Consider the following 20,755-nt stretch of genomic DNA (forward strand, 5'->3'; position numbering starts at 1 on the left):
GGATACTCCGGCAGGACCGCACCGATGAGGAGCACGATGAGCCGACCGCCGCAGCCAGCCGACCTGATCCTGACCAACGCCACGGTGTACACGGTCGACGCCGACCGCCCGTGGGCGACCGACCTGGCGATCGGGTCCGGCACCCTGCTGGCGGTCGGTGACGAGGCGGACGCCGCCGCGCACCGGGGCCCCGACACCGAGGTGCGCGACCTGGGCGGGGCGTACGTGCAGCCCGGCATGGTGGACGTGCACAACCACCACGCGCTGGCCGGGCGCGCCGAGCTGTTCGAGCTGACCCTCTCGGCGGCCCAAGGGTTCGACGAGGTGCTGGCGGCGGTGCGGAGCTGGGCGGCGCGGCTGGGGCCCGACCAGTGGGTGATCGGCGGCGGCTGGGGGTCCGGGCTGGTCGGCACGGTGTCCGAGGAGGCGGCCCGGCGCGCGCTCGACGACGCGGCCGGCGGGCGCCCGGTGCTGCTGGCGGACGACAGCCGGCACAACCGGTGGGCCAGCTCGGCGGCGCTGCGGCTGGCCGGGATCGCGGACGACACCCCGGATCCGGCCGGCGGCGTGATCGTGCGTGACCCCAGGACGGGTGCGCCCTCCGGCCTGCTGCTGGAGGCCGCCGCCCAACCGGCGGAGCGGGCCGCGCGGGCGGAGGCGGCCACCACCGCCGAGCAACACGTCGCCGCCTCGCGCCGGGCGATCGAGATCCTGCACTCCTACGGGGTGACGGCGTTTCAGGACGCGGCGGTCTCGGTGGACATCCTGGGCGCCCTGCACGCGCTCGACGGCGCCGGCGACCTGCACGCCTGGGTGGTCAGCTCGATGTTGATCAACGACCAGATCTTCGGGTTCGAGCCCGTCGGGAAGGCCCTGATCGAGGTCGGCCACGGGTACCGGAGCACCCACCACCGGCCGGACTTCGTCAAGATCTTCCTGGACGGGGTGCCGCCGACCCGCACGGCGGCGTTCCTGGAGCCCTACCTGCCGGACGACGCGCACGGCGCCTGCCACCGGGGCGAGACCACCATGCGCCCGGACGAGCTGGTGGACTGGCTGCGCACGGTGGCCGGCGCCGGGCTGTCCACGAAGATCCACTGCACCGGGGACGCGTCGGTGCGCGCGGCGCTGGACGCGATCGAGCGGGTGCGCGGCGAGGGGCACCGGGAGGTGCGGTTCCAGATAGCGCACGGCCAGTTCGTGCACCCCGACGACGTCCCCCGGTTCGCCGCGCTGGGGGTGTCGGCGGACATCTCGCCGTTCATCTGGTGGCCCGGGGTGATCCCGTCGGCGATCGCGGAGGTGCTGCCCGCCGAGCTGGCCGGCCACATGCAGCCGAACCGGGCGCTGCTGGACTCCGGGGCGCTGGTCGCCGGCGGCTCGGACTGGCCGGTGAGCGAGACGCCGAACGCCTGGGAAGGCATCCAGGGGCTGGTGACCAGGCAGGACCCGAACGGTCAGCACCCGGGGTCGCTCTGGCCGGAGCAGGCGATCACGCTGGAGGAGGCCATCGCCGTGTTCACCCGCAACTCGGCCGTCGCGACGGGCCTCGACGACGTGACGGGCTCGCTCACCCCCGGGCGGTCCGCCGACTTCCTGGTGCTGAACCAGAACCCGTTCGAGGTCCCGGCCACCGAGCTGGCGCGCACCCACGCCGTGCAGACCTGGTTCGCCGGCCGGCAGGTGTTCTCCCGCGACTAGCGTGTGGTTCAGGCGATGACGAAGCGCTGCAGGTCCTGGCCCACGGTGACGGGGCCGTCGTAGCCCTGCCGGGCCCAGTTCGTCCACTTGTCGATGTTGATCGGGCTCTCCACCAGGTCGCCGATGTGCGACAGGACCAGCTTCTTGGCCTGCGCCTTCTGTGCGATGGGGCCGAGCTCCTGGACCAGGACGTGCGACTGGAGCATGTGGTCGAGCACGGCCGGGTTCGGGTTCGCGCCCTCCACGCTGATCGCCTCGTGCACCAGGATGTCGGTGCCCCGGGCGAGCGTGATCAGGTTGTCGGTCTTGGCGGTGTCGCCGGAGAAGGTGACCGAGCCGTACGCGGTGTCGAACCGGAAGGCGAACGCCGGGAACACCGGGCCGTGCGGCACCAGCGTGGCCGTGACCTGGACCCGGTCGTCGCGCATCACCGGGAACGGCTGGGTGGGCGGCGCCGTCGTGGCGTAGCTCGCGCCGACCTCGGGCAGCGCGATCTCGTGCACCTGGCTGAGCGTGCGCGGGTCGCGGATGGACATGTCGCGCATGAAGATGTTCGTGCTGTACGCGTAGGCCTCATGGGCCTTCTCGGTCATCTCGGCGGTCCCCGGGGCGGGCGGGGCCACCGTCGGCGCCTGGCCGCCTCCGAAGGCGGCCGGCAGCCCGCCGGCCGGGCCGGGGCCGTACACCGCGATGGGTCCGGCGAGGCTGTCCTTGTGGGTGTTCGGGATGTGCCCGCCGAGCATGAAGAAGTTGTAGTAGTCGGCGATGTGGTCGGCGTGCAGGTGGGTCAGGAAGATCGCGCTCAACGAACGCAGCGTGAGCCCGGCCCGCAGGTACTGGGTGGCCGCCGAGCGGCCGCAGTCGATCACGTAGGTCCGCCCGTCCACGATCAACGCCGAGGCGATCCCGGTGCGGTCGGCCTCGATCGGCGGCCCGGCCTGGGTGCCGAGCAGCACCAGCTCCAGCTTCCCCCGGGGCGGCGGCTGGGCGCTGGGTGCCGTGGTGCCCGCCGGGGCCGGGGTGGTGCCGCTGGGTGCGCAGCCCGCGATCCCGGCCAGCGCGGCCAGCCCACCGACTCCGGACAACACCGAGCGCCTTGCCAGCCGGCCCGCGCCCGCCCCGGCGTCCGAGCAACAGTTGATCAGACCCATGGCGGGACGGTACGGCGCGTTGGCCCGGTGACGGAACGTTCGTTGCCGACCGCGCACCGTGAAACAACTTTTAGTTCGCTCTCGGACAAACGTGGTCAGGGCCGCGAGAGCGGAAGCGGGCGGTCCTCGACGACGCGCTTCATGACGATGGTGGAGGTGAGCCGCTGCACGCCGGGCAGGGCGGCCAGCGTCTCGTCGCGCAGCGCCGCGTACCCGTCAAGATCGGGGGCGGTGACGCGCACCAGGTAGTCGGGGTCGCCGAACAGCCGCTCCGCGTGCCGGACCTCGGGGACGGCGGCCAGCGCGGACTCGAACGCGGTGATGGTGGCGGCGTCCTCACGGTCCATGGTGACGCTGACCAGCACCTCGAAGCCGAGGCCGACGGCGGCGGCGTCGATCACCGCGCGGTAGCCCCTGATCGCTCCCGACCGCTCCAGCTCGCGCAGCCGCCGGTGGCAGGGCGCGGCGCTGAGCCGTACCCGCTGGGCCAGCTCCGTGACGGTGAGCCGGCCCTCCACCTGAAGCTCGGCAAGGATCTTTCTGTCGATCGCGTCCACGCGCACGATCCTTTCAGTCTCCCCGGCGCCCAGGGCATGGATTCGCACGAATGCATCCCTGCATCTGTCGTACGTTCGCTGAGTGGACGGGATCGTGGAGTGGCTGCCGGTCGCGGCGGCGGTGTTCGCGGTGCCGCAGTTCCTGCCGCAGCTGGCCAGTCTCTGGCGCTCCGGCGACACGGCCGGGCTGTCCTGGTCGTGGGCGGCGCTGACCAGCGTGAGCAACGGCGGCTGGATCGCCTACTTCGCGCTGTCCGGGTTCTGGACGGCGCTGGTGCCGGCGACCTCAGTGACGGTGCTGGCCGGCGCGCTCGCCGTGCTGCTCGCCCGCCGGGTGCGGGTCCCGCGCCGGCACGCCGCGGTCGCCGGCGGCTGGGCCGCGCTGCTCGCGGTCGCCTGGGCGGTGGCCGGCCGCGCCGGGATCGGCACCGCGCTGGCCGCGTCGTTCGTGCTGCAGGTCGTGCCGTCGGTGTGGACGGCGTACCGCACCGACCGCCCGACCGGGATCTCGGTCGGGACCTGGTGGCTGATCCTCGCCGAGCTGGCCTGCTTCGGGGTCTACGGGGTGTACAGGTCGGACCCCCGGCTGATCGTGCTGGGCTGCACGGGGGTGGCGGCCAGCGTGCTCATGCTGGCCCGCGCCTACCGGTACTCGGGGTGCAGGGACAGGGCGATGAACGACAGCGGCCGGTCTACCCGCTCGTAGCCCAGCGGGCAGTGCCTGGTGCCGGCCGGGATGTAGATGGCCGTCGAGGTGTCGATGACGTGCGTGGTGCCGTCGAGGTCGATGTGCGCCACGGCGCCGAGGTCGTCCAGGTCGTCGGGGTTGTTGCCCATGAAGAGCAGCACCTCGTCGTAGTCGTGGGTGTGTTCGAGCACGTACGGGTTGGGCGTGGGCACCCGGTAGATCCAGCTGTAGGCGACGTGCACCTTGCTGGCGGGCACCTGCCGGCCGCTCATCATGGCGAAGGCGCCGCTGGTGCCGCCCTCGACCTCGCCGTAGGCGAGCACGCCTTCGTTCGGCAGCTCCTCGCGGACCATCTTGCGGACGATGTAGCTCTCGGACATGCGGCTCCCCTACCTCGTCGATTCCTCTGCCACCGGCCCCTGGCCGGCCCCGGTGCGGTGCACGGCGGCGTGCAGCTCGGCCAGGTCGTCGCGGCCGAGGTCCAGGTCCAGCGCGGGCGCCCAGCCGTCGACCTGGTCGGGGGTGCGGGCGCCGACGATCACGCCGGTGACACCGGTTTGCGCCGCCGCCCAGGCCACCGGGACCACCGCCGGCCCCACCTCGTGACGGGCGGCGACCGGGCGCAGCGCGTCCTGCAGGGCCAGGTTGCGGGACAGCTTGGGCTCGGTGAACTCGGCGGCCCGCGAGCGCCAGTCGTCCTCGGGCAGCGCCGCCGCGCGGGCCTCGGTGAACGCGCCGGTGAGCAGCCCGAACTGCATCGGGCCGTACACGATCACGCCGGTCCCCCGCTCGGCGCACCACGGGATGACGTCCGCCAGCGCGGACCGGTTGACCAGCGACAGCGGCGGCTGCAGTGAACCCACCGGGCCGACGGCGGCGCAGCGCGCCAGCAGCTCGGTGTCGAAGTTCGAGACTCCCACCGCGCGCGCCTTGCCCTCACGCACCAGCGCCAGCATCGTCGCCCAGGACTCCTCGACCGGCGGGCCGGACGGATCCGGGTCGTGGATCTGGTACAGGTCGATGTGGTCCACGCCGAGCCGGCGCAGCGAGTCCTCGCACTCGCGCCGGATCGACTCCGGCCAGAGGCTGGTGTCCTCGTCGCCGCGCTCGTTCCAGACCAGCCCGCACTTGGTGAACACCAGCGGCCGGTCCGCCTCGGGCAGCTCGCGCAGCGCCCGCCCGACCACCAGCTCGGAATGCCCGTGGCCGTAGACCGGCGCGGTGTCCACCCAGTTCACGCCGCGCTCGACCGCCCGGTGCAGGGCGGCGACCGAGTCGTCGTCGTCCTGCGCGCCCCAGCCCATCGCGCCGGGGCCGCCCATCGCCCAGGTGCCCAGGCCGACCCGGCTGATGCTCAGGCCGGTGTCGCCCAGCTCGTGTCGGGTCATCGCGGGCTCCAGGGTCGGGTGGCGCCGGCCGGCGCGACGGGCAGGACCAGGCGGGACAGGTGGGCCGGTTCGTGGTGGACGGTCTGGTGCGCGCTGGCCACCTCGGCGGACTCGCCGAACGGGGCGCCGGTGTTGGGGTTGCGGTCGTAGTGCGGGAAGTTGCTGCTGGACACCTCCAGCCGGATGCGGTGGCCGGGGGCGAACACGTTGCTGGTCGCGCCGAGGTCGATGGTGTACTCGGTGACCTCGCCTGAGACCAGCGGTTGCGGGGTGCTGGGTGACGCGCGGTAGCGGGCGCGCAGGATGCCGTCGGTGAGGTTGCGGGCGTAGCCGCACGGCTCGACGTCGACCAGCTTCGCCGTCCAGTCGGTGTCCGGGGCCGACGAGCCGGCGTGCAGCACCAGCCGCACCGGGCCGGTGACCTCGACCGGCTCGGCCAGCGGCGCCGAGGTGTAGACCAGGACGTCCTGGCGCGCCTCGATCGGGCGCTGGTCGAAGACGCCGCCGACGGTGTGCACGGGGCTGCAGCACAGGCCGCCGCCGAGCGTCGGCACCGGGTCGCGGGGGTTGTAGACGTAGCTGTCCGGCGGCTCGGCGGCCGGCTGTTCGCGGCTGAGCACGCCGTCGCCGTTCAGCGTGTTCGCCAGCCCGCCGCTGCGCAGGTACCAGTCCTGCCACTGCGTACCCGGCAGCGGCCAGCCGTCGGCCACCCGCCACCGGTCCGCGCCCATGGTGAACAGCAGCACCGGCGGCTCGGCGCCGATGCCGTCGTCCGCGTCGCGCAGCCAGGCGTCGAACCAGCGCAGCTGCATGCCGTCGGCGTCGACGGCCGGTCCGGTGGCGCGGCGGCCGAAGTTCCACGACCCGACCGGGTTGCCGGTGAAGATGCCGGCGTGCTGCCACGGCCCGATCAGCATCCGCTGCCGCCCGCGCACCTCCTCCGGCGCCCGCGAGCGCATGCCGGCGAAGTTCTCCAGGGTGCCGCCGTTGAAGATGTCGTACCAGCCGCCCAGGTTGAACGACGCTACCGAGATCGTCTCGTAGTCGCGGGACACGTCGATGTCGCGCCAGAACTCGTCGTAGTCGGGGTGCACCAGCCAGTCCCGGTAGTACGGGGCGATCTTGGCCAGCGAGGGGTGGTCGGAGAGAGGCAGCCGGGCGGCCCGTTCGGCCAGCTCGTCCGCGCCGTCGATCAGGTCCTCGCGGATCGCCTCCGGCGCCCCGCCGTCGCGGCGCACCCCCGCGAGCGCCAGCGCGTGGGTCCACCCGAGGCTGAAGCTGAGCTGGAACGCGCCGCCCCGGTAGGTCCAGCCGTGGTGGTAGTTCGAGGACGTGACGTTTGGCGCGATCGCCTTGAGCGCCGGGTGCCCTGACCTGGCCGCCTGCCACTGGGTGACCCCGTCGTAGGAGCCGCCGAACATGCCGACCTTGCCGTCGCACCACGGCTGCGCGGCGATCCAGTCGACGGTGTCGTAGCCGTCCTCGCGCTCGTTGACGAACGGGGTGAACGTCCCGTCCGACTCGCCGCGCCCCCGGATGTCCTGCAGGACCACGGCGTACCCGGCGCTGGCCGCGCGCAGCGTGAACGTGCCGTACATGTCCAGGCTGGAGCGGTCGTACGGGGTGCGGAAGACCAGCGCCGGGTTGCGCCCGCCGCCGGCCGGGCGGTAGACGTCCGCCCTCGTGACCGTCCCGTCACGCAGCGGGATCGGCACCCCCCTGTCGACTGTCAGGCTCGACATGAATCCCCTCTCAGGACTTCGCGGCGATCTTGGCCTGCTGCCAGCCGGCCAGGAACTCGTTGAGGCCGACCAGGTTCGGGTCGTCGGGCTTGGCGGGTGGGAAGTTCACCGAGGGGTTCTCGGCGAACAGCTTGGGCAGGTCGTCCACCGGGACGCTCTGCCGGTACCAGTCCGGCAGCCATGTCGTCGCGCCCTTGATCCCGGGCACCGAGGGCGAGCGTTCGGCGATCGCGCGGCCCACCTCCGGGGTGAGGAAGTTGTCGAGGAACTCGTGCACGGCGCCGGTGTGCTCGGCGTTCTTCACCGTGGAGAGCAGCACGCCGTAGCTGGTCCCGCCCTCCTTCATCGCGACGGTCGCGCGGAAGGACTTCTTGCCCTGGTCGAGCATCTTCGGCAGGAATCCCAGCTCGACGCCGCAGGCGATCACCTCGCCGGAGCCCATCAGCGTGGCCAGGTCCGCCGCCGAGCGCGGCAGCGCCCTGGCCTGCCTGATGAACCGGGTCACCAGCGCGATCGCCTCGGCCAGTTGCGGCCTGGTGAGCTTCGACGCGTCGTAGCCCAGCAGCCGGGCGCCGCTCTCCATCGAGCCGGGGTCGTCGAGCACGGCGATCCGGCCCTTGTACTTCGGGTCGAGCAGGTCGAAGTACGAGGTCGGCGCCGGCATCTCCGCCGAGTCGTAGACGATGCCGCTGACCGCCCAGTACTTCGGGATGCCGATCACCCGGCCCTGGGCGTCGCGTTGGGTGCCGGCGAAGCTGGGGCCGCCGAAGTCCTGGATCACGTTGGCGTAGTGGGGGATGCGGGCGGTGTCGATCGGCGCGAACAGGTCCAGGCTCTGCCAGCCGGTGCGGAACTGGTTGATCCAGTTGACCAGGTTCACGCCCTGGGTGCCGCCGGCGGCGAGCTTCTGCAGCGCGGTGGTGTCGTCGGGGACGAACTGCGGGCGGACCACCACGCGGCTGCGCCGCAGCCAGTCCTCGAAGGACGGCACCTTGTGCAGCAGCTCCATGGTGTCGCTGCCGCCCATGAAGTTGATCTCCCCGCCGGAGCCGCCGTCGTCGTCACCGGAGCCGCAGGCCGTTGCCAGCGTGGTCAGCCCGGTCGCGGCCGCCAGCCGGAACAGGGTGCGGCGGTTGGCGATCACCGCGCGCCGACCTTGGCCTGTTGCCAGCCGGTGAGGAACTCGCTCAGGCCTATCCGGTCCGGGCCGGTGGCCTGCGCAGGCGGGAAGTCGAGCGACGGGTTGTCGTGGAACAGCTTGGGCAGGTCGTTCACCGGGACGCTCTCGGTGTACCAGTCCGGCAGGTACTTGGTCGCGCCCTTGATCGCCATCACCGACGGTGAGCGTTTCGCCATCGCCTGCGCCACGTCGTCGGTCAGGAAGTGGTCGAGGAACGCGTGCACGGCGTCGGTGTCGTCGGCGTTCTTGAGGGTGGACATCAGCGTGCCGTAGCTGAAGCCGCCCTCCTTGAGCGCGATCGTCACCCGGAACGACTTCTTGCCCTGGTCGAGCATCTTGGGCAGGAACGAGGCGTCCACCGGGCAGGCGATCACCTCGCCGGAGCCCATCAGCGTGGTCAGGTCCGCGGAGCCCTGCGGCAGCGCGCGGCAGGCCTTCACGAACCGGCCCATCAGGTCGATGACCTCACGGAACTGGGCCTTGGTCAGGGCCGGCGGATCATACCCGAGGATCAGGCAGCCGATGATCATCGTCGCCCCGGGGTCGTCGAGCATCGCGACCCTGCCCTTGTACTTCGGGTCGAGCAGGTCGGTGTACGAGGTCGGCGCGGGCATGGCCGCCGAGTCGTAGACGATGCCGCTGACCGACCAGGTCTCGGGGATCGCGATCACCCGGCCCTGGGCGTCGCGCTGGGTGCCGGCGAAGCTGGGGCCGCCGAAGTCCTGGATCACGTTGGCGTAGTGCGGGATCCGGGCGGTCTCGAGGGGCGCGAACAGGTCCAGGCTCCGCCAGCCGTTCCTGAACTGGTTGATCCAACTGACCAGGTTCACCCCCTGCGGGCCGCCGGCGGCCAGCTTCTGCAGCGCGGCGGTGTCGTCCGGGATGAACTGCGGGCGCACCACCACGCCGTCGCGCCGCAGCCAGTCCTCGAAGGACGGCACCTTGTGCAGGACCTCCATGTCGGAGGTGCCGCCCATGTAGTTGATCGTCGCGCCGGAGCGGCCACCGCCGCCGCAGGCCGAGGCCAGGCCGGCGACCGTCGCGGCGGCACCGACCCGCAGAAAACCCCGACGATCGAGAAGCCTCATGAGAGATACCCCCTCCGCCGATCACTGCCGATCACTCAGGAGCGAGCCAGCCGTCCAGGACGTTGCGCGTGAGCCGGGAGATGCCGTTGCGGTAGCCGTTCGCGGACAGCCCGTGGGAGAACGAGATCGAGCCGGTGGCGAACACCGAGCCGCCGCCCCGGGTGCGGAAGTACACGATGTCCGAGCGCACGTCCGGATGCTCGGTGCCGCCGAGGCCCGGGTGGGTGCCGGTCAGCTCCTCCACCGCCAGCTGGTACCGGTCGCCCAGGCCCGTCGACGTCGCCAGCACCACCGCGTCCGGCGGGCTGCCCAGGGCCGGGTCGTACCTGTCCACCTCGTTGCCCGCCGCGCCGCCGTCGACCATCGCGGCGTCGCCGAACACCTCGCCGACCCCGTCCAGCAGCCGCGCCGCCTCGCCGGGGCCGGTGCGGTAATGACCCGCCGGGCCCGAGCCCTGCGCGGTGAACCCGACCCCGAAGACCTTCTGCGGCGGCCGCCCGCGCATCCGCCACAGCCCGCCGCGCTCGCCGGTGGTCGCGTGGTAGTACTCCCCCGGCCGCGCCTGCCACGTGCGGGTGCCGCTCTCCGCCCGCCGCAACTCCATCACGTGCGGCAGCTCCGGATGGAACGACACCACCCAGTAGAACCCGTTGCCGCCCAGGTAGCCGAGGTTCCCGCCGCCGTCCAGGTAGCCCTCGATGGCGTCGAGCATCTGGGCCGAGGCGTACTCCGGGTGCGCGCCGGTCACCACCGCCCGGTAGCGGCCGAGCAGTCCCGCGCCCTCGGCGTGCAGGTCGTGGTCGGTGATCACGTCGAACTGGTAGCCCTGCTCGGCCAGCCAGTCCACGATGTACAGGTCGGTGGTCAGCCAGGCCGGCGAGAGGTGCACCTTGAAGCCGGGGTCCAGGGTGAGGATCGGGCGGCTCCAGGAGGCGTAGCAGCAGCCGGCGCCGTCGCTGTGCGTGGCGTATACGGAGTGCCCGAGGTCGTAGCGCCGCTCCAGGAACGCGTTGCCGGGCTGGACCACCGGCACGTACCCGAGGCCGCGTTCGTTGGCGTAGGCCAGGTAGGTCGCGGTGGGCAGCAGCAGCGCCAACTCGGCGGTGGCGGTGCCGGACGGTGGGCGGACCACGAACGGGATGTTGCGCTCGGCCGGGCCGTCCACGTCGGCGACCCGCAGCGCGTAGACCCCGCTGGGCAGGCCGCGCGGGACGGTGAACACCTGGGTGGGGCGCCAGTTGCTGTCGGCCAGGGCGTCGTCGTGGAGGTGCACGGCGCCGTAGCCGGCGGGGTCCTCGGCGTAGTGGTCGCGGCGGCCGGTCCAGTGGCGGCCGGTGACGCCCTGGACCGGCAGGTTCACCAGCCGGCCGGCCAGCTCGGGGTGTCCGGCGCACTCGACGGTCAGCGAGGCGGCGGCCGGCTCTCCCTCGGGCGGCCCCAACCACCAGCGGTACGGGGCGGCGGGCGCGGCCGGGTCCTCGCTCACGGCGGTGGTCAGCTCGCGGCGCGACAGCGCGCGCGGCCACACCGCCGGGTCCTCGATCTTGCCGTTGTAGTGCGCGTCGGTCGGGGTCAGCGCGCCGAGCAGGAGAACGTCCGACCCGGCCGGAACCATCCCGGGGCCGCCGCTTTCCACCGCCGCCAGGCCGGCGCCCACCACGACCGGGCTGAGCAGGCTGTTCGTCGAGGTCACCACCGGCCGCGCGACCAGCACCGTCTGTCCGGTCCGGGGGTCGTAGCTGGCCCCGACCGCGTGCCACACCTCCAGCGGCAGCGGGTCGGACAGCCGGGCGGCGACCTCGCCGGCGCCGGTGCCGACCCAGAACGCCGGGCGGCCCTCCTCGTCCAGGCCGAGCGCGTAGCCGCGCGGGCCGTCCGGGTCCCAGCGGGCCACGATCGCCTGCCGGCCGCCGGTGCGACGGGTGGCCAGCACGAACGCCACGATCGACACGCCGTCCACCCCCGCCAGCGCCCCGCCCGAGTCTTCTATCGAGATGTGCGAGCCGACCTGGGTGGCCTGCCGGACGCCGGGACAGCGGCCGGTCCACTCCGACTCCACCCGCTGCTCGCGCACCCCCGGCCCGGACGGGCTGTCGTCGCCGTGCCGCAACCGGACCAGCTCGGTGGTGTACCGCTCGACGCCCTCGGCGCTGATCATGAACGTGATCCGCTCGCCGGGCGCCACGCTGACCCGGTCGGCGTAGCCGAGCAGCACCGGCTCGTCGGCGGGCACCGGCGGTCCGTCCACCGCGTGCTCGGCCGGGTCCTCGCCCCAGCCGAACACCTCGAACAGCTCCCGGTGCAGGCATGCCGTCCGCGCTTCGTCGAGGTCGTCGAACACCCGCGCGTCCGCGATCCGGTACGGCGCGCCCCGGTGCGCGGGCGGGCGCACCAGCCGCCACTCCCGCCGGGCACTCGACTCGTACACGGCCAGCCGGTCGGCCGGCCGGCGGCGGGACAGGAACCGCAGCAGCCGGGCCAGCGGCTCCGGGTGGTCGCCGTCGGGGTCCTTGGCGTAGTCGGCGAGCAGCTCCGGGGTGAGCGATGCGCCCAGCTCGGCGACCCGGTCGGTGTCGAACCGCGCGTGCACGGCGGCCACCTGGTCCGCACCGGTGGGAATGTCACTCACGGCGTGCCCCTCTGCGACGTCACAGAAACGGTATGACCGCCCACCGGGGTCAGACAGACACCCGTGCCGGCCGCTGTGTCACTACCGCGAGACGGTGTCCCGCTCAAAGTCACCTGTCGCGCTCTGAGCCTCGGCCACGACGCCACTCCGCTGTGATCGCGCGGCCAATGCGTTGGTCGTAACGCGCCGCGAGGAACCAGCGGGTGAGCTTCAGGATCGGCCCGGCGGCATGACCCAGGTCAGCGTTCAGCTGCCGCCGACGAACGGCCGACGTCGGTCGAAGCTCAACGGTGTCCGGGATGGCCGCGAGGCAGCCGCGATGCAGCAAGGCCGGGCCGGGCACAAAGATCCCGGGAACCAGGTGTATGCCGCACACAGCGAGCGGGTAAGGATCTTCGGGCTCATAGACGGCATGGACGTGGTAGTCGGTCATGTCCAGCAGCAGGGCGAAGGTCAGCGTCTCCTCGTCACCCACAGCGTCCCCGTGCGCCACGCCACCGCGACTATCCTCAGGCACATGTCCTCCTCGAACAGGTGATCAGATGTAGATCAACCCTGGACCGGTGTGAGGCCGGGGACTCGCAAAGAACTCGCAAGGGACTGCGAATGGCTGACAACGATCGGGTCGGGACGCGAGTCGCCAAGGGCCGGCGGATACGTGGCCTTACCCAGACCGCCCTGGCCCGCCGAATGCATGTCTCAACAAGCCTGGTCAGTCAGGTAGAGCGCGGGGTCACCCCCGCCTCAGCGGCGTTCGTCGCGGCGGCGTCCCGGGCGTTGGGGGTGCCGGTCGAAGAGTTGTGGAACCAACCGCCCGATGCGTTCGGCACCGAACGCCAACACGTCGTAGACCTTGAGACGGCCGTTGTTGAAGGCCGGGACGTGGTAGCGATCGACGCCCCCGCCCCTGACCTGGACGACCTGTCGCCGCGGCTGGACGGGGTGGCTGTCCTACAACGCCACTCCCGCTACCAGGAAAGCTCCCATGCCCTGCCGGAGATCATCAGAGGGTTACACCGGGTCGCGGAATCCGCACCGGTGGGGAGGGCGTCGGAACGCGCGCACGCGAGGTTGGCGTTCGCGTACAGCTGCGCGCTGTACTGCTTGCACCGGCTCGGGTCGCCGGTGACCGGGCATGCCGCCGAACGAGGGGCCGCTGCCGCCCGACACGCCGGCGATCCTTTGCTCGCGGCGTTCGCCGAGGCCAATCGGGCCGTTCCGTTGCTGTACCGAGGGTCCTACGCGGTGGCCGAACGGGTCGTCGCGCGGGGCAGGGCGTCGCTGGACGAGGAGCAGGGCGAGGCTCCGGTCTGCGCGGTGCGCGGGGCGATGCACCTACAGTCGGCGATCATCGCGGCCCGCGCTGGCCAACCCGACTTGGCGGACGGTCACATCACCGAGGCGAGAGACCTCGCTCGGTGGGTTCCCGATCTCGGGCCTGACGCCGACTACTACGACACGGGGTTCTCCGCTACCAACGTCGAGTTCCACGCGGTCGCGGCGGCGGTCGAGTTGGGCGACGGCACTACGGCCGTGGCTCGCGGCGCAGACCTGGAGGTGCCCGACTCGGTGATGCGGTCGCGGCGCGGACACCATCACATCGATATGGCGGCGGCGTGGCTGCTGCACGGTGACCGTGATCGGGCGTTCGAGCAGTTGCACAGGGCACGGGAGGTGACGCCGCAACAGACCCGCTATCACCCTCAGGTGCGTGAGATCGTGGGGGCGATCGCGGAGACGGACAGGCGACGCACGGACAGCCTGTCCGGGTTTGCCAGCTGGGTGGGGATCAAGGACCTGTAGTCGCCCCGTCCGGCCAGCCGATCCACCTGCGCCGGCGGAACTCCCCCGGGCTGATGCCGACCTCGCGCTTGAAGAACCGCCCGAAGTAGGACGGGTTGTCGAAGGCCAGCGCGTCGGCGACCTGGGCGACCGTCAGCTCGGTGTGCACCAGCAGCCGCTTGGCCTCCACCGTCAGCGCCTCCCGGATGATCTCCGCCGGGGTGCGTCCGGTGGCCTTGCGGACCACGTCGGCCAGGTGTTTGGCGGTGACCCCGATCCGGTCGGCGTAGCCGCGCACCGTCTGCTCGGTGAGGATCAGCTCGCTGACCAGCCGGCGGAACCGGGTGGCCAGCACGGTGGCCCGGTCGTCGGCGGCCGGGGCGGCCGCAATGCGCTGCATCCGCCGCATCTCGACGATCAGCACGTGCAGGTAGGCCTGCAGCACCGACTCGTCGCAGTCGCCGTCCCTGCGGTACTCCCGCTCCATCGCTTCCAGCAGCGTGCTGATCGTGGTGACCTTCTCCGGCGGCGAGCGCAGCGCCGGGCCGGCGCCCAGCGGGGTGAGCATCGTGTTGTCGCCGCCACCGCCGCGCTCGCCGTACCGGGTGGGCAGGAAGTCCTCCATGAACAGCACCAGGTAGCCGTCCGGCGAGGTCCGGCACTCCCAGAACTGCACCTGCCGGGGCGCCACCAGGTACAGGGTCACCGGGCGCACGTCGTACGGCACGAAGTCGATCACGTGCGTGCCCGAGCCGCCGGTGACGAACAGCAGCTCGTAGAACTCGTGGCGGTGCGGGAAGGCGGCGTAGGAGAACGGCGCCAGCTCGGCGAACGAGCCCATCGCGAACCCGGCCGGGCCGGACGCCATCAGCTGCTCGTCGAAGCCGTGCAGTGGTAGCTCCCCTCGCGCGGAGTCGGTCGTCATCGCCGTGTCCTCACTCCCGCGCGAGCACCCGACCGTCCGCCGGGTCCCACGACAGCGACACCGTCGAGCCGACCGGGCACGGGTGGCGGTCGGTGGCGGGGGCCTCCACCTTGAGCTCGGTGTCCATCCCGTCCACCGCCAGCCGGTAGCTGTACGAGCTGCCCCGGAACGCCACGTCGTGCACGGCCGCGCGCAGCCCGTCGGCCCGGCCGTCGGCGGGCATCGGGACGGCCCGGATCGCCTCCGGGCGCACCACCAGCCAGCCCCGGCGGTGGCTGCCGACGTCGTCCACGTCGCAGGTGGCCCCGCCGCGCCAGCCGTTCATGGCCACGGTGGCCACCGAGCCGTTGCGTTCCAGGACGTCCACCGGCAGCACGTTGGTGTCCCCGACGAACCGCGCCGCGAACACCGAACGCGGGCGGCGGTACAGCTCGGCGGGGGTGGCGACCTCGGCCAGCCGTCCGCCGTCGAACACCGCTACCCGGTCGGACAGCGCGAGCGCCTCCCGCTGGTCGTGTGTGACGTAGACGAACGTGGCCCTGGTGTCGCGGTGCATCCGGCGCAGCTCGGCCTCCATCTCCAGGCGGACCTTCAGGTCCAGCGCGGACAGCGGCTCGTCCAGCAGCAGCACCCGGGGCCGCAGCAGCAGCGCCCGCGCCAGCGCCACCCGCTGCATCTGGCCGCCGGACAGCTCGTGGCTGCGCCGCCGCTGGTACCCGGGCAGCCGGACCAGCTCCAGCGCCTCGTACACCCGCCTGGCCAGCTCGTCGCGGCCCAGCCCGACTCGGCGCAGCCCGAACGCCACGTTGCCGAACACGTCGAGGTGCGGGAACAGCAGCGGGCGCTGGAACACCATGTTCACCGGGCGACGGTTCGGTGGCACCGAGGTCAGGTCGTCGCCGGCCAGCCGCACGGTGCCCTCGGTCGGCGCGATGAAGCCGCCGACGATCCGCAGCAGCGTGGTCTTGCCGCAGCCGGACGGCCCCAGCAGGGTCAGGAACTCCCCGGGCTCGACCCGCAGGTCCACCGAGTCCAGCGCCAGGTCCGCGTGGCCGTACCGATGCGAGACGCCGACGATGTCAAGCGACATGGATGTCCCCGATTCCGGTACGAAGCTCCCTGTCCCGGACCCTGGCCAGGTACAGCGCACCGGCGGCACACAGGAACAGCACCTGCGACACGGCCATCAGCAGCGTGGAGACCGCATTGATCATCGGCGTGACCTCCTTCGTCAACAATGACTGGAGGAACATCGGCACGGTGGAGTCGTTGCCGATGAGGAAAAAGGTGATCGGGAACTCGTCGAAAGAGGCAAGGAACGTCAGGCAGCCGGCGCCGAGAATGAACGGCCAGGTGATCGGCAGCACCACCCGGAAGAACACGCCCACCGGCCCGGCGCCGAGATCGCGGGCGATCTCCACCAGCGTTCCGCTCAGCCGCTCGAACGCCCCGCGCAGCAACAGCACGGCGATCGGCAGCGTGACGATGAACTGGCCGACCACCACCGTGGCGAAGGAGTTCTGGACGCCGATCGAATGGAAGAACACCAGCAGCGAGGTGGCCACGAACACCGAGGGCAGCGCGATCGGCAGCAGCACCAGGCCGTTCACGCCGTTGCCCAGCCGGCGGCGCGTCGACGCCAGGCCGTACGCCGTGGGCACCGCCGCGACCATGGTGACCACCGTGACCGTGACCGCCACCCGCACGCTGAACCGCAGCGCCGCGACGAAGTCGGGGCTGCCGAACAGCTCGTCGTACCAGCGGGTGGAGAAACCGGTGAACGGCAGGGACAAACCCGGCGTGCGGTGGAACGAGAACAACACGGTGATCACCAGCGGCGCGTACAGGAATGCCAACGCCAACGCGGCGAACGCCCCGCCCCACCACGATGCGCGTCGGCTCATTCCGGCCACACGACGTCACCCACCCTCGCCAGCCGCAGCAGGCCCATCGCCAACCCATACAACAACACATAGGCGGCCGCCATGGTGAAACTCAGCGCCGCTCCGGCCGCCCAGTCGCCGGTCACCATGAAGCTGCTCTGGATCTGCACGCCGAACAGCACGGTGGAGGTGCCGCCGAGATAGGCCGGCGCGACCCAGTCGGTGGACGCGAAGAGAAACGCGACCAGCGCCGCCACCGTGATCGGCTTGGCCATCAGCGGCAGGATCACCCGCCGCCAGGTGTGGAACGCGCCGTAGCCCAGGTCGCGGGTCAACTCCAGGTAGGCCGGGTCCAGCGGGCGGAAACCGGCGTAGACCAGCAGCACCATCAGCGGCAGGTACAACTGCGTCTCGGCGATCACGATGGCGAACGAGTTGAACAGCAGGAAGGTCAACGGCCGGTCGATCAGGCCGACCTGCGCCAGGCCGAGGTTGATCACGCCGTTGGCGCCCAGCAGGGTCCGCCAGGCGTAGATCCGCACCAGGTAGCTGGCGAACATCGTGGCCACCAGCAGCATGCTCACCGGCACCGCCAGCCGGCCCGCGCGGTACCGCAGCCAGTAGGCGATGGCCACCGCGAACACCGTGCACACCGCCGCCGTGGCCGCGCCGATCACCGCCGAGTTGACCGCCAGCGCGCCGGCCAGCCCGGAGGTGAACAGCGCGGCGTAGTTGTCCACGGTCAGCGGCGGCTCGGCGCGCGTCATGCCCAGGCTGGTCAGGAAGCTCTCGTACAGGAACCGCAGCAGGGGCAGGCCGAACAGCACCAGCATGACCACCCCGACCGGCACCGCGACCACCACCGGATCGCGCGCCAGCCGGGCGCGGCGGCGGCCGACCGGAGCCGCGGCCACCCGGACAGCGGCCTCCCCCATCACCGGGCCGCTGAGACCGGGCGCGCGCGGCGGGGCGCGGTGAGCCTGCCCCTCCGGCCGCTCACCGGCACGCCGGAGCACGGCACGATCCGGCGCTCGACTCCCGATCCTCCCAACACGGAACACCTCCGATCGGCCTCGCCCAGCCTGACCCGTCGCGTACATGCCGAAAAGACACTTACGGGTGCGCGAGTGTCACTGGTGCGAACTCACCGCCGCTCTCGCGCCGCCGTGCATGCCAGCGACCCAAGGGGGGAGGTCAGCCTCGACGCGGCAGCAGCACGAGGACCAGACGGTCACGTGTGAGGACCAGCCGTGGCTGATGGGCGAGACCCACGAACACACGGTGAGTGCACCGCAGTACGCCCAAAAGAGAGTATGGGCGAGGCTTGCAAACGACAACCTCACCCATAATGTGTCATCGCCCTTGGCGGCGACTTTCAGGAAGGCACGATACGCAAGTCTCTTTCCAGGCTCGCGCCACAAATCCTATGTCGGACGTGCCGGAATCATGCAGGACATATTTCACCTGGCCACGACAGTCGGTTGTCTCGTAAAGATAGCCTTCTATCGTATGGTTATGATAGGAGCGAATTCCTGGCTCTGTGTCGCTATCGGTAAGCCGCCAACACCTGTCGCCGACTCCCGGGCCAATAATATGAAGGTTCCCTTCCCAGTTTGGATAGTCAAACAAGCACAATTCGTTCCCTGCCGTCTCGTCGTCGGGGCATACCAGTTTTTTTGGAGTCGCCGAGTCCGGGGGAACCTTTCGCGATATGGCGGTGAGGCTCACCGATGCGTCATTTGCAGCGCTCGGCGGCACCGAAACGGCACGAGGATATGCAACGCCACTAAGGCTGGCTAACGCAACAGCGGCTAAGATGGCCATGAAGCTCACGCGCAAAGATCCACTCTCCTCAATCAGGGGCAACGCTCGGTGGGGCGATCACGGTAGGAGCGGGCGAGGCTCATCGTGTGGACCCCGCCCGTTCGCATTCGTGGCCTATTGTCGCTTACGCGGCTGCGGTTGACAGGATACGCACATTTCCTTGAAGCTCAACGCCTGGAAACCTATGTCCGGATTTTCAGTATGGCGCAGGACTGGTACCGACTGCCCGGTACAATTCGGACCCTCATACCAGTAGCCCTCGACAGTATCGGTTTTGTACGACCGCCATCCTCCGTCGTCGCCAATATCTTGCTGGCACCACCCCTCCGGCGCACCGCCGATGAAGTATAGTCCCCCTTCGTCGGGAAAATTGGCATGACGCCACACGCACATTGCGTTCGGGTAGTCGCCAGGGTTGCATACCAGTAGCGGCTTTGGAACGGGCTTGGCGCCAGGCTGAATCGATAGCGGCGCTCCGGTCAACGAGTATGGTTCCACCTTTTCTGTTGGGTGCATGGCGAGGCCTGTCAATGCAGCGGCGGTTACGATGACCATAAATCGGGCGCGCAAAAGATTCACTCCGTTGGTCTCCTAAGATCTCAACCAATGGGCTAAATGCCGCAAGGAGAATTCGAACGTGGAGCGTGCGATGCGGAGGCGGCTTCGAAATCTGGGGTGACGCAGAATTCTTTCTCTGGGGAGCTATCACGATATGATCTTCGGGGAGCTTACGTGTGTGCCCTTCTGTTGCTCTTCCGTCTTGCTTCTGGATGGACACTATGAGAGCGACGCCGCGCCCAGGATTGTTGGGCAGGTAGCCCAACGTTTGAGACCGAACATCTCTATCCCCTTGCGTTTGTCAGCGGCGGGGCGCGGGTGTAGTAGTTGTCCGTCAATCAGTCAGCTCAACGCGGGACGCGCCGGGCGCTTGTGGAAGGTCTCGGCTCAGAGATCCGCGTCAACGTGCTCAAGTTGGGCCGCATGCTGGCGCCGAAGGTATAGCGGTCACGGCGTGTCGGCCTTTACCCCGCGCACGCCGGTCCCCGTCATCGCGCGGAGTGCCGGTAGCGGAGGGCGAGGGCGAGCTCGAAGCGGGCCTGCGGGTCGTCGAGCTGGTCGCCGAGGCGTTCGCGCAGGCGGGCCAGGCGGTAGTGCACGGTCTGCGGGTGCAGGTGCAGGTGCGCGGCGATCTGGCGCGGCTTGCCGGGGTGGTCGAGCCAGGCGGCGAGGGTGTCGTAGAGCATCCGTTCGCGCTCGGCCGAGGGGTCTCGCAGCGGGTCGAGGCGGCGGGCGGCGAGCTCCTCGGACGCCTCGGGGACGCCGTGCACGATGATCGTCGCCAGCTCGTCGGTCCACTTCAGCGCGCCGGTGCGGGTGAGCGTGCCGGTGGTGACGAGGTTGGCCAGCCGGCGGGCGCGCTCGAACGACCGGGACAGCTCGGTGATCTTGACAGGGGGGCCGAGCACGGCGGGGCGGTCGCGCAGGAGGCGCTCCAGCGTCCCGGCGGGGCCGATTGCGATGACGGCGCCGTCGAAGGTGCCGACCAGCAGGTCCGGCTGGGGCGGCTCGTCGAGGTCGGTGTCGCCGTAGAGAACCGCCACGGCCGGCTCGTCGGCCGGGTCCCAGCCCAGCTCGGCCACGGCCTGCCTGGTGGCCCGGCCGCTAAGCAGGTCCTCGACCAGGGACTGCCGCTCCCGGGCCTGGCGGTGGTAGGTCGACTCCACCGCGCGGGCGTACCCCTCGATGGTGTTCGAGGTCAGCTCGTCGACGTAGGCGAGCTGCGCGTCGGCCAGCAGCAGCGCGAACTCCCCGCCCAGCTCCAGCTCGCGGACGGCGCGGCGGATGTGCGTCCAGCCGACCCGGGCGCCGATGCGGTAGGCGGTGGTCAGCCGTTCGAGCGGCACGCCGGCGTAGGCGGCCGCGGCGCCGAACGCGCGGTGCGTCTCCGCGTCGGAGTCGCTGCCGCCGCGCCCCTGCAGCCGGTGCACCACGCGGCGGAAGGTGGCGTCGATGACCTGCCGGCGCACCGCAGCGTCGGCCCGCTCGACCAGCTCGGGGAACTCCGCGACCACCGCGGCGTCGGCCTCCTCGCGCATCGCGTCCCGCTCGGTGCGCAGCCGGTCCAGCAGCTTCTTCATACCGGTCGTATGAGCCAGGGCGGCAATTTCTTCGTCCAGGTCCGTGGAGCGCACCTGCTCATGCTAGTTAGCGTCAGAG

At 71.0% G+C, this 20,755-nt stretch carries 17 protein-coding genes; 3 read left to right on the forward strand and 14 right to left on the reverse strand.

Translation table 11 applies throughout. The features are described 5' to 3' along the window. The first annotated feature begins 36 nt into the window (after positions 1 to 36). Positions 37 to 1,701 (forward strand): amidohydrolase, encoded by a 1,665-nt coding sequence (locus N912_RS0105295; protein WP_028921619.1) that lies wholly within the window; start codon positions 37 to 39, stop codon positions 1,699 to 1,701. Between the two features lie 8 nt (positions 1,702 to 1,709). On the opposite strand, the gene N912_RS0105300 is transcribed toward N912_RS0105295, so the two are convergent. Both N912_RS0105300 and N912_RS0105305 read right to left on the reverse strand, forming a co-directional pair. Further along, complete coding sequence (locus tag N912_RS0105300; protein ID WP_051579686.1) at positions 1,710 to 2,852, reverse strand: MBL fold metallo-hydrolase; 1,143 nt, start codon at positions 2,850 to 2,852, stop codon at positions 1,710 to 1,712. Positions 2,853 to 2,947: 95 nt separating this feature from the next. Continuing rightward, entirely contained in the window at positions 2,948 to 3,409 is a 462-nt protein-coding gene (locus N912_RS0105305; protein ID WP_028921621.1) for an Lrp/AsnC family transcriptional regulator, read from the reverse strand. An 82-nt stretch (positions 3,410 to 3,491) separates the two neighbouring features. Here N912_RS0105305 and N912_RS0105310 point away from each other — a divergent pair, with 82 nt between their 5' ends. Next, a complete protein-coding gene (locus N912_RS0105310; RefSeq protein ID WP_028921622.1) occupies positions 3,492 to 4,115 on the forward strand; it encodes a hypothetical protein in 624 nt (207 codons plus the stop codon). Here N912_RS0105310 and N912_RS0105315 read toward each other — a convergent pair. From N912_RS0105315 to N912_RS0105345, 7 genes are all read right to left on the reverse strand, one after another. Further along, positions 4,052 to 4,477 carry a cupin domain-containing protein gene (locus tag N912_RS0105315; protein WP_028921623.1) on the reverse strand — a complete coding sequence of 142 codons (426 nt, stop codon included), beginning with the start codon at positions 4,475 to 4,477 and terminating at the stop codon, positions 4,052 to 4,054. The genes N912_RS0105310 and N912_RS0105315 overlap by 64 nt on opposite strands. Positions 4,478 to 4,486: 9 nt before the next feature. Beyond that, entirely contained in the window at positions 4,487 to 5,485 is a 999-nt protein-coding gene (locus N912_RS0105320) for an aldo/keto reductase (RefSeq protein ID WP_028921624.1), read from the reverse strand. Continuing rightward, positions 5,482 to 7,227, reverse strand: coding sequence for a CocE/NonD family hydrolase (locus N912_RS0105325; RefSeq protein WP_028921625.1), 1,746 nt, complete (start codon positions 7,225 to 7,227; stop codon positions 5,482 to 5,484). Before N912_RS0105325 ends, N912_RS0105320 begins: the two co-directional genes overlap by 4 nt. Before the next feature lie 10 nt (positions 7,228 to 7,237). Then, positions 7,238 to 8,371, reverse strand: coding sequence for an ABC transporter substrate-binding protein (locus tag N912_RS0105330; protein ID WP_028921626.1), 1,134 nt, complete (start codon positions 8,369 to 8,371; stop codon positions 7,238 to 7,240). Then, positions 8,368 to 9,495 carry an ABC transporter substrate-binding protein gene (locus N912_RS0105335; RefSeq protein ID WP_028921627.1) on the reverse strand — a complete coding sequence of 376 codons (1,128 nt, stop codon included), beginning with the start codon at positions 9,493 to 9,495 and terminating at the stop codon, positions 8,368 to 8,370. The genes N912_RS0105330 and N912_RS0105335 overlap by 4 nt, the downstream gene beginning before the upstream one ends. A gap of 31 nt (positions 9,496 to 9,526) precedes the next feature. Beyond that, on the reverse strand, positions 9,527 to 12,124 hold the full coding sequence (locus tag N912_RS49635) for a N,N-dimethylformamidase beta subunit family domain-containing protein (RefSeq protein ID WP_051579690.1): 2,598 nt from the start codon (positions 12,122 to 12,124) through the stop codon (positions 9,527 to 9,529). A 109-nt stretch (positions 12,125 to 12,233) separates the two neighbouring features. Then, the gene (locus N912_RS0105345) at positions 12,234 to 12,599 is read right to left on the reverse strand and encodes a hypothetical protein (protein ID WP_156993172.1); all 366 of its coding nucleotides are present in this window, start codon (positions 12,597 to 12,599) and stop codon (positions 12,234 to 12,236) included. Between the two features lie 131 nt (positions 12,600 to 12,730). Between N912_RS0105345 and N912_RS0105350 the strand changes: the two genes are divergently transcribed. Continuing rightward, positions 12,731 to 13,927 (forward strand): helix-turn-helix domain-containing protein, encoded by a 1,197-nt coding sequence (locus N912_RS0105350; protein ID WP_037062837.1) that lies wholly within the window; start codon positions 12,731 to 12,733, stop codon positions 13,925 to 13,927. Here the strand turns inward: N912_RS0105350 and N912_RS49640 are convergent. The 5 genes from N912_RS49640 to N912_RS0105375 form a co-directional block, all read right to left on the reverse strand. Next, entirely contained in the window at positions 13,914 to 14,831 is a 918-nt protein-coding gene (locus tag N912_RS49640) for a helix-turn-helix domain-containing protein (protein WP_051579695.1), read from the reverse strand. The two genes, N912_RS0105350 and N912_RS49640, sit on opposite strands and share 14 nt — an antisense overlap. A gap of 10 nt (positions 14,832 to 14,841) precedes the next feature. Further along, a complete protein-coding gene (locus N912_RS0105360) occupies positions 14,842 to 15,921 on the reverse strand; it encodes an ABC transporter ATP-binding protein (RefSeq protein ID WP_028921630.1) in 1,080 nt (359 codons plus the stop codon). Then, positions 15,911 to 16,735 carry an ABC transporter permease gene (locus N912_RS49645; RefSeq protein WP_064745153.1) on the reverse strand — a complete coding sequence of 275 codons (825 nt, stop codon included), beginning with the start codon at positions 16,733 to 16,735 and terminating at the stop codon, positions 15,911 to 15,913. Before N912_RS49645 ends, N912_RS0105360 begins: the two co-directional genes overlap by 11 nt. Continuing rightward, a complete protein-coding gene (locus N912_RS0105370) occupies positions 16,732 to 17,730 on the reverse strand; it encodes an ABC transporter permease (RefSeq protein ID WP_169747809.1) in 999 nt (332 codons plus the stop codon). The genes N912_RS49645 and N912_RS0105370 overlap by 4 nt, the downstream gene beginning before the upstream one ends. Before the next feature lie 1,854 nt (positions 17,731 to 19,584). Then, positions 19,585 to 20,730: a PucR family transcriptional regulator gene (locus N912_RS0105375; protein ID WP_156993174.1), complete on the reverse strand. Its 1,146-nt coding sequence runs from the start codon at positions 20,728 to 20,730 to the stop codon at positions 19,585 to 19,587. Positions 20,731 to 20,755: the final 25 nt, after the last annotated feature.

It is taken from the genome of Actinospineispora acaciae DSM 45401, from assembly GCF_000620785.1.
Classification (GTDB): domain Bacteria; phylum Actinomycetota; class Actinomycetes; order Mycobacteriales; family Pseudonocardiaceae; genus Pseudonocardia; species Pseudonocardia acaciae.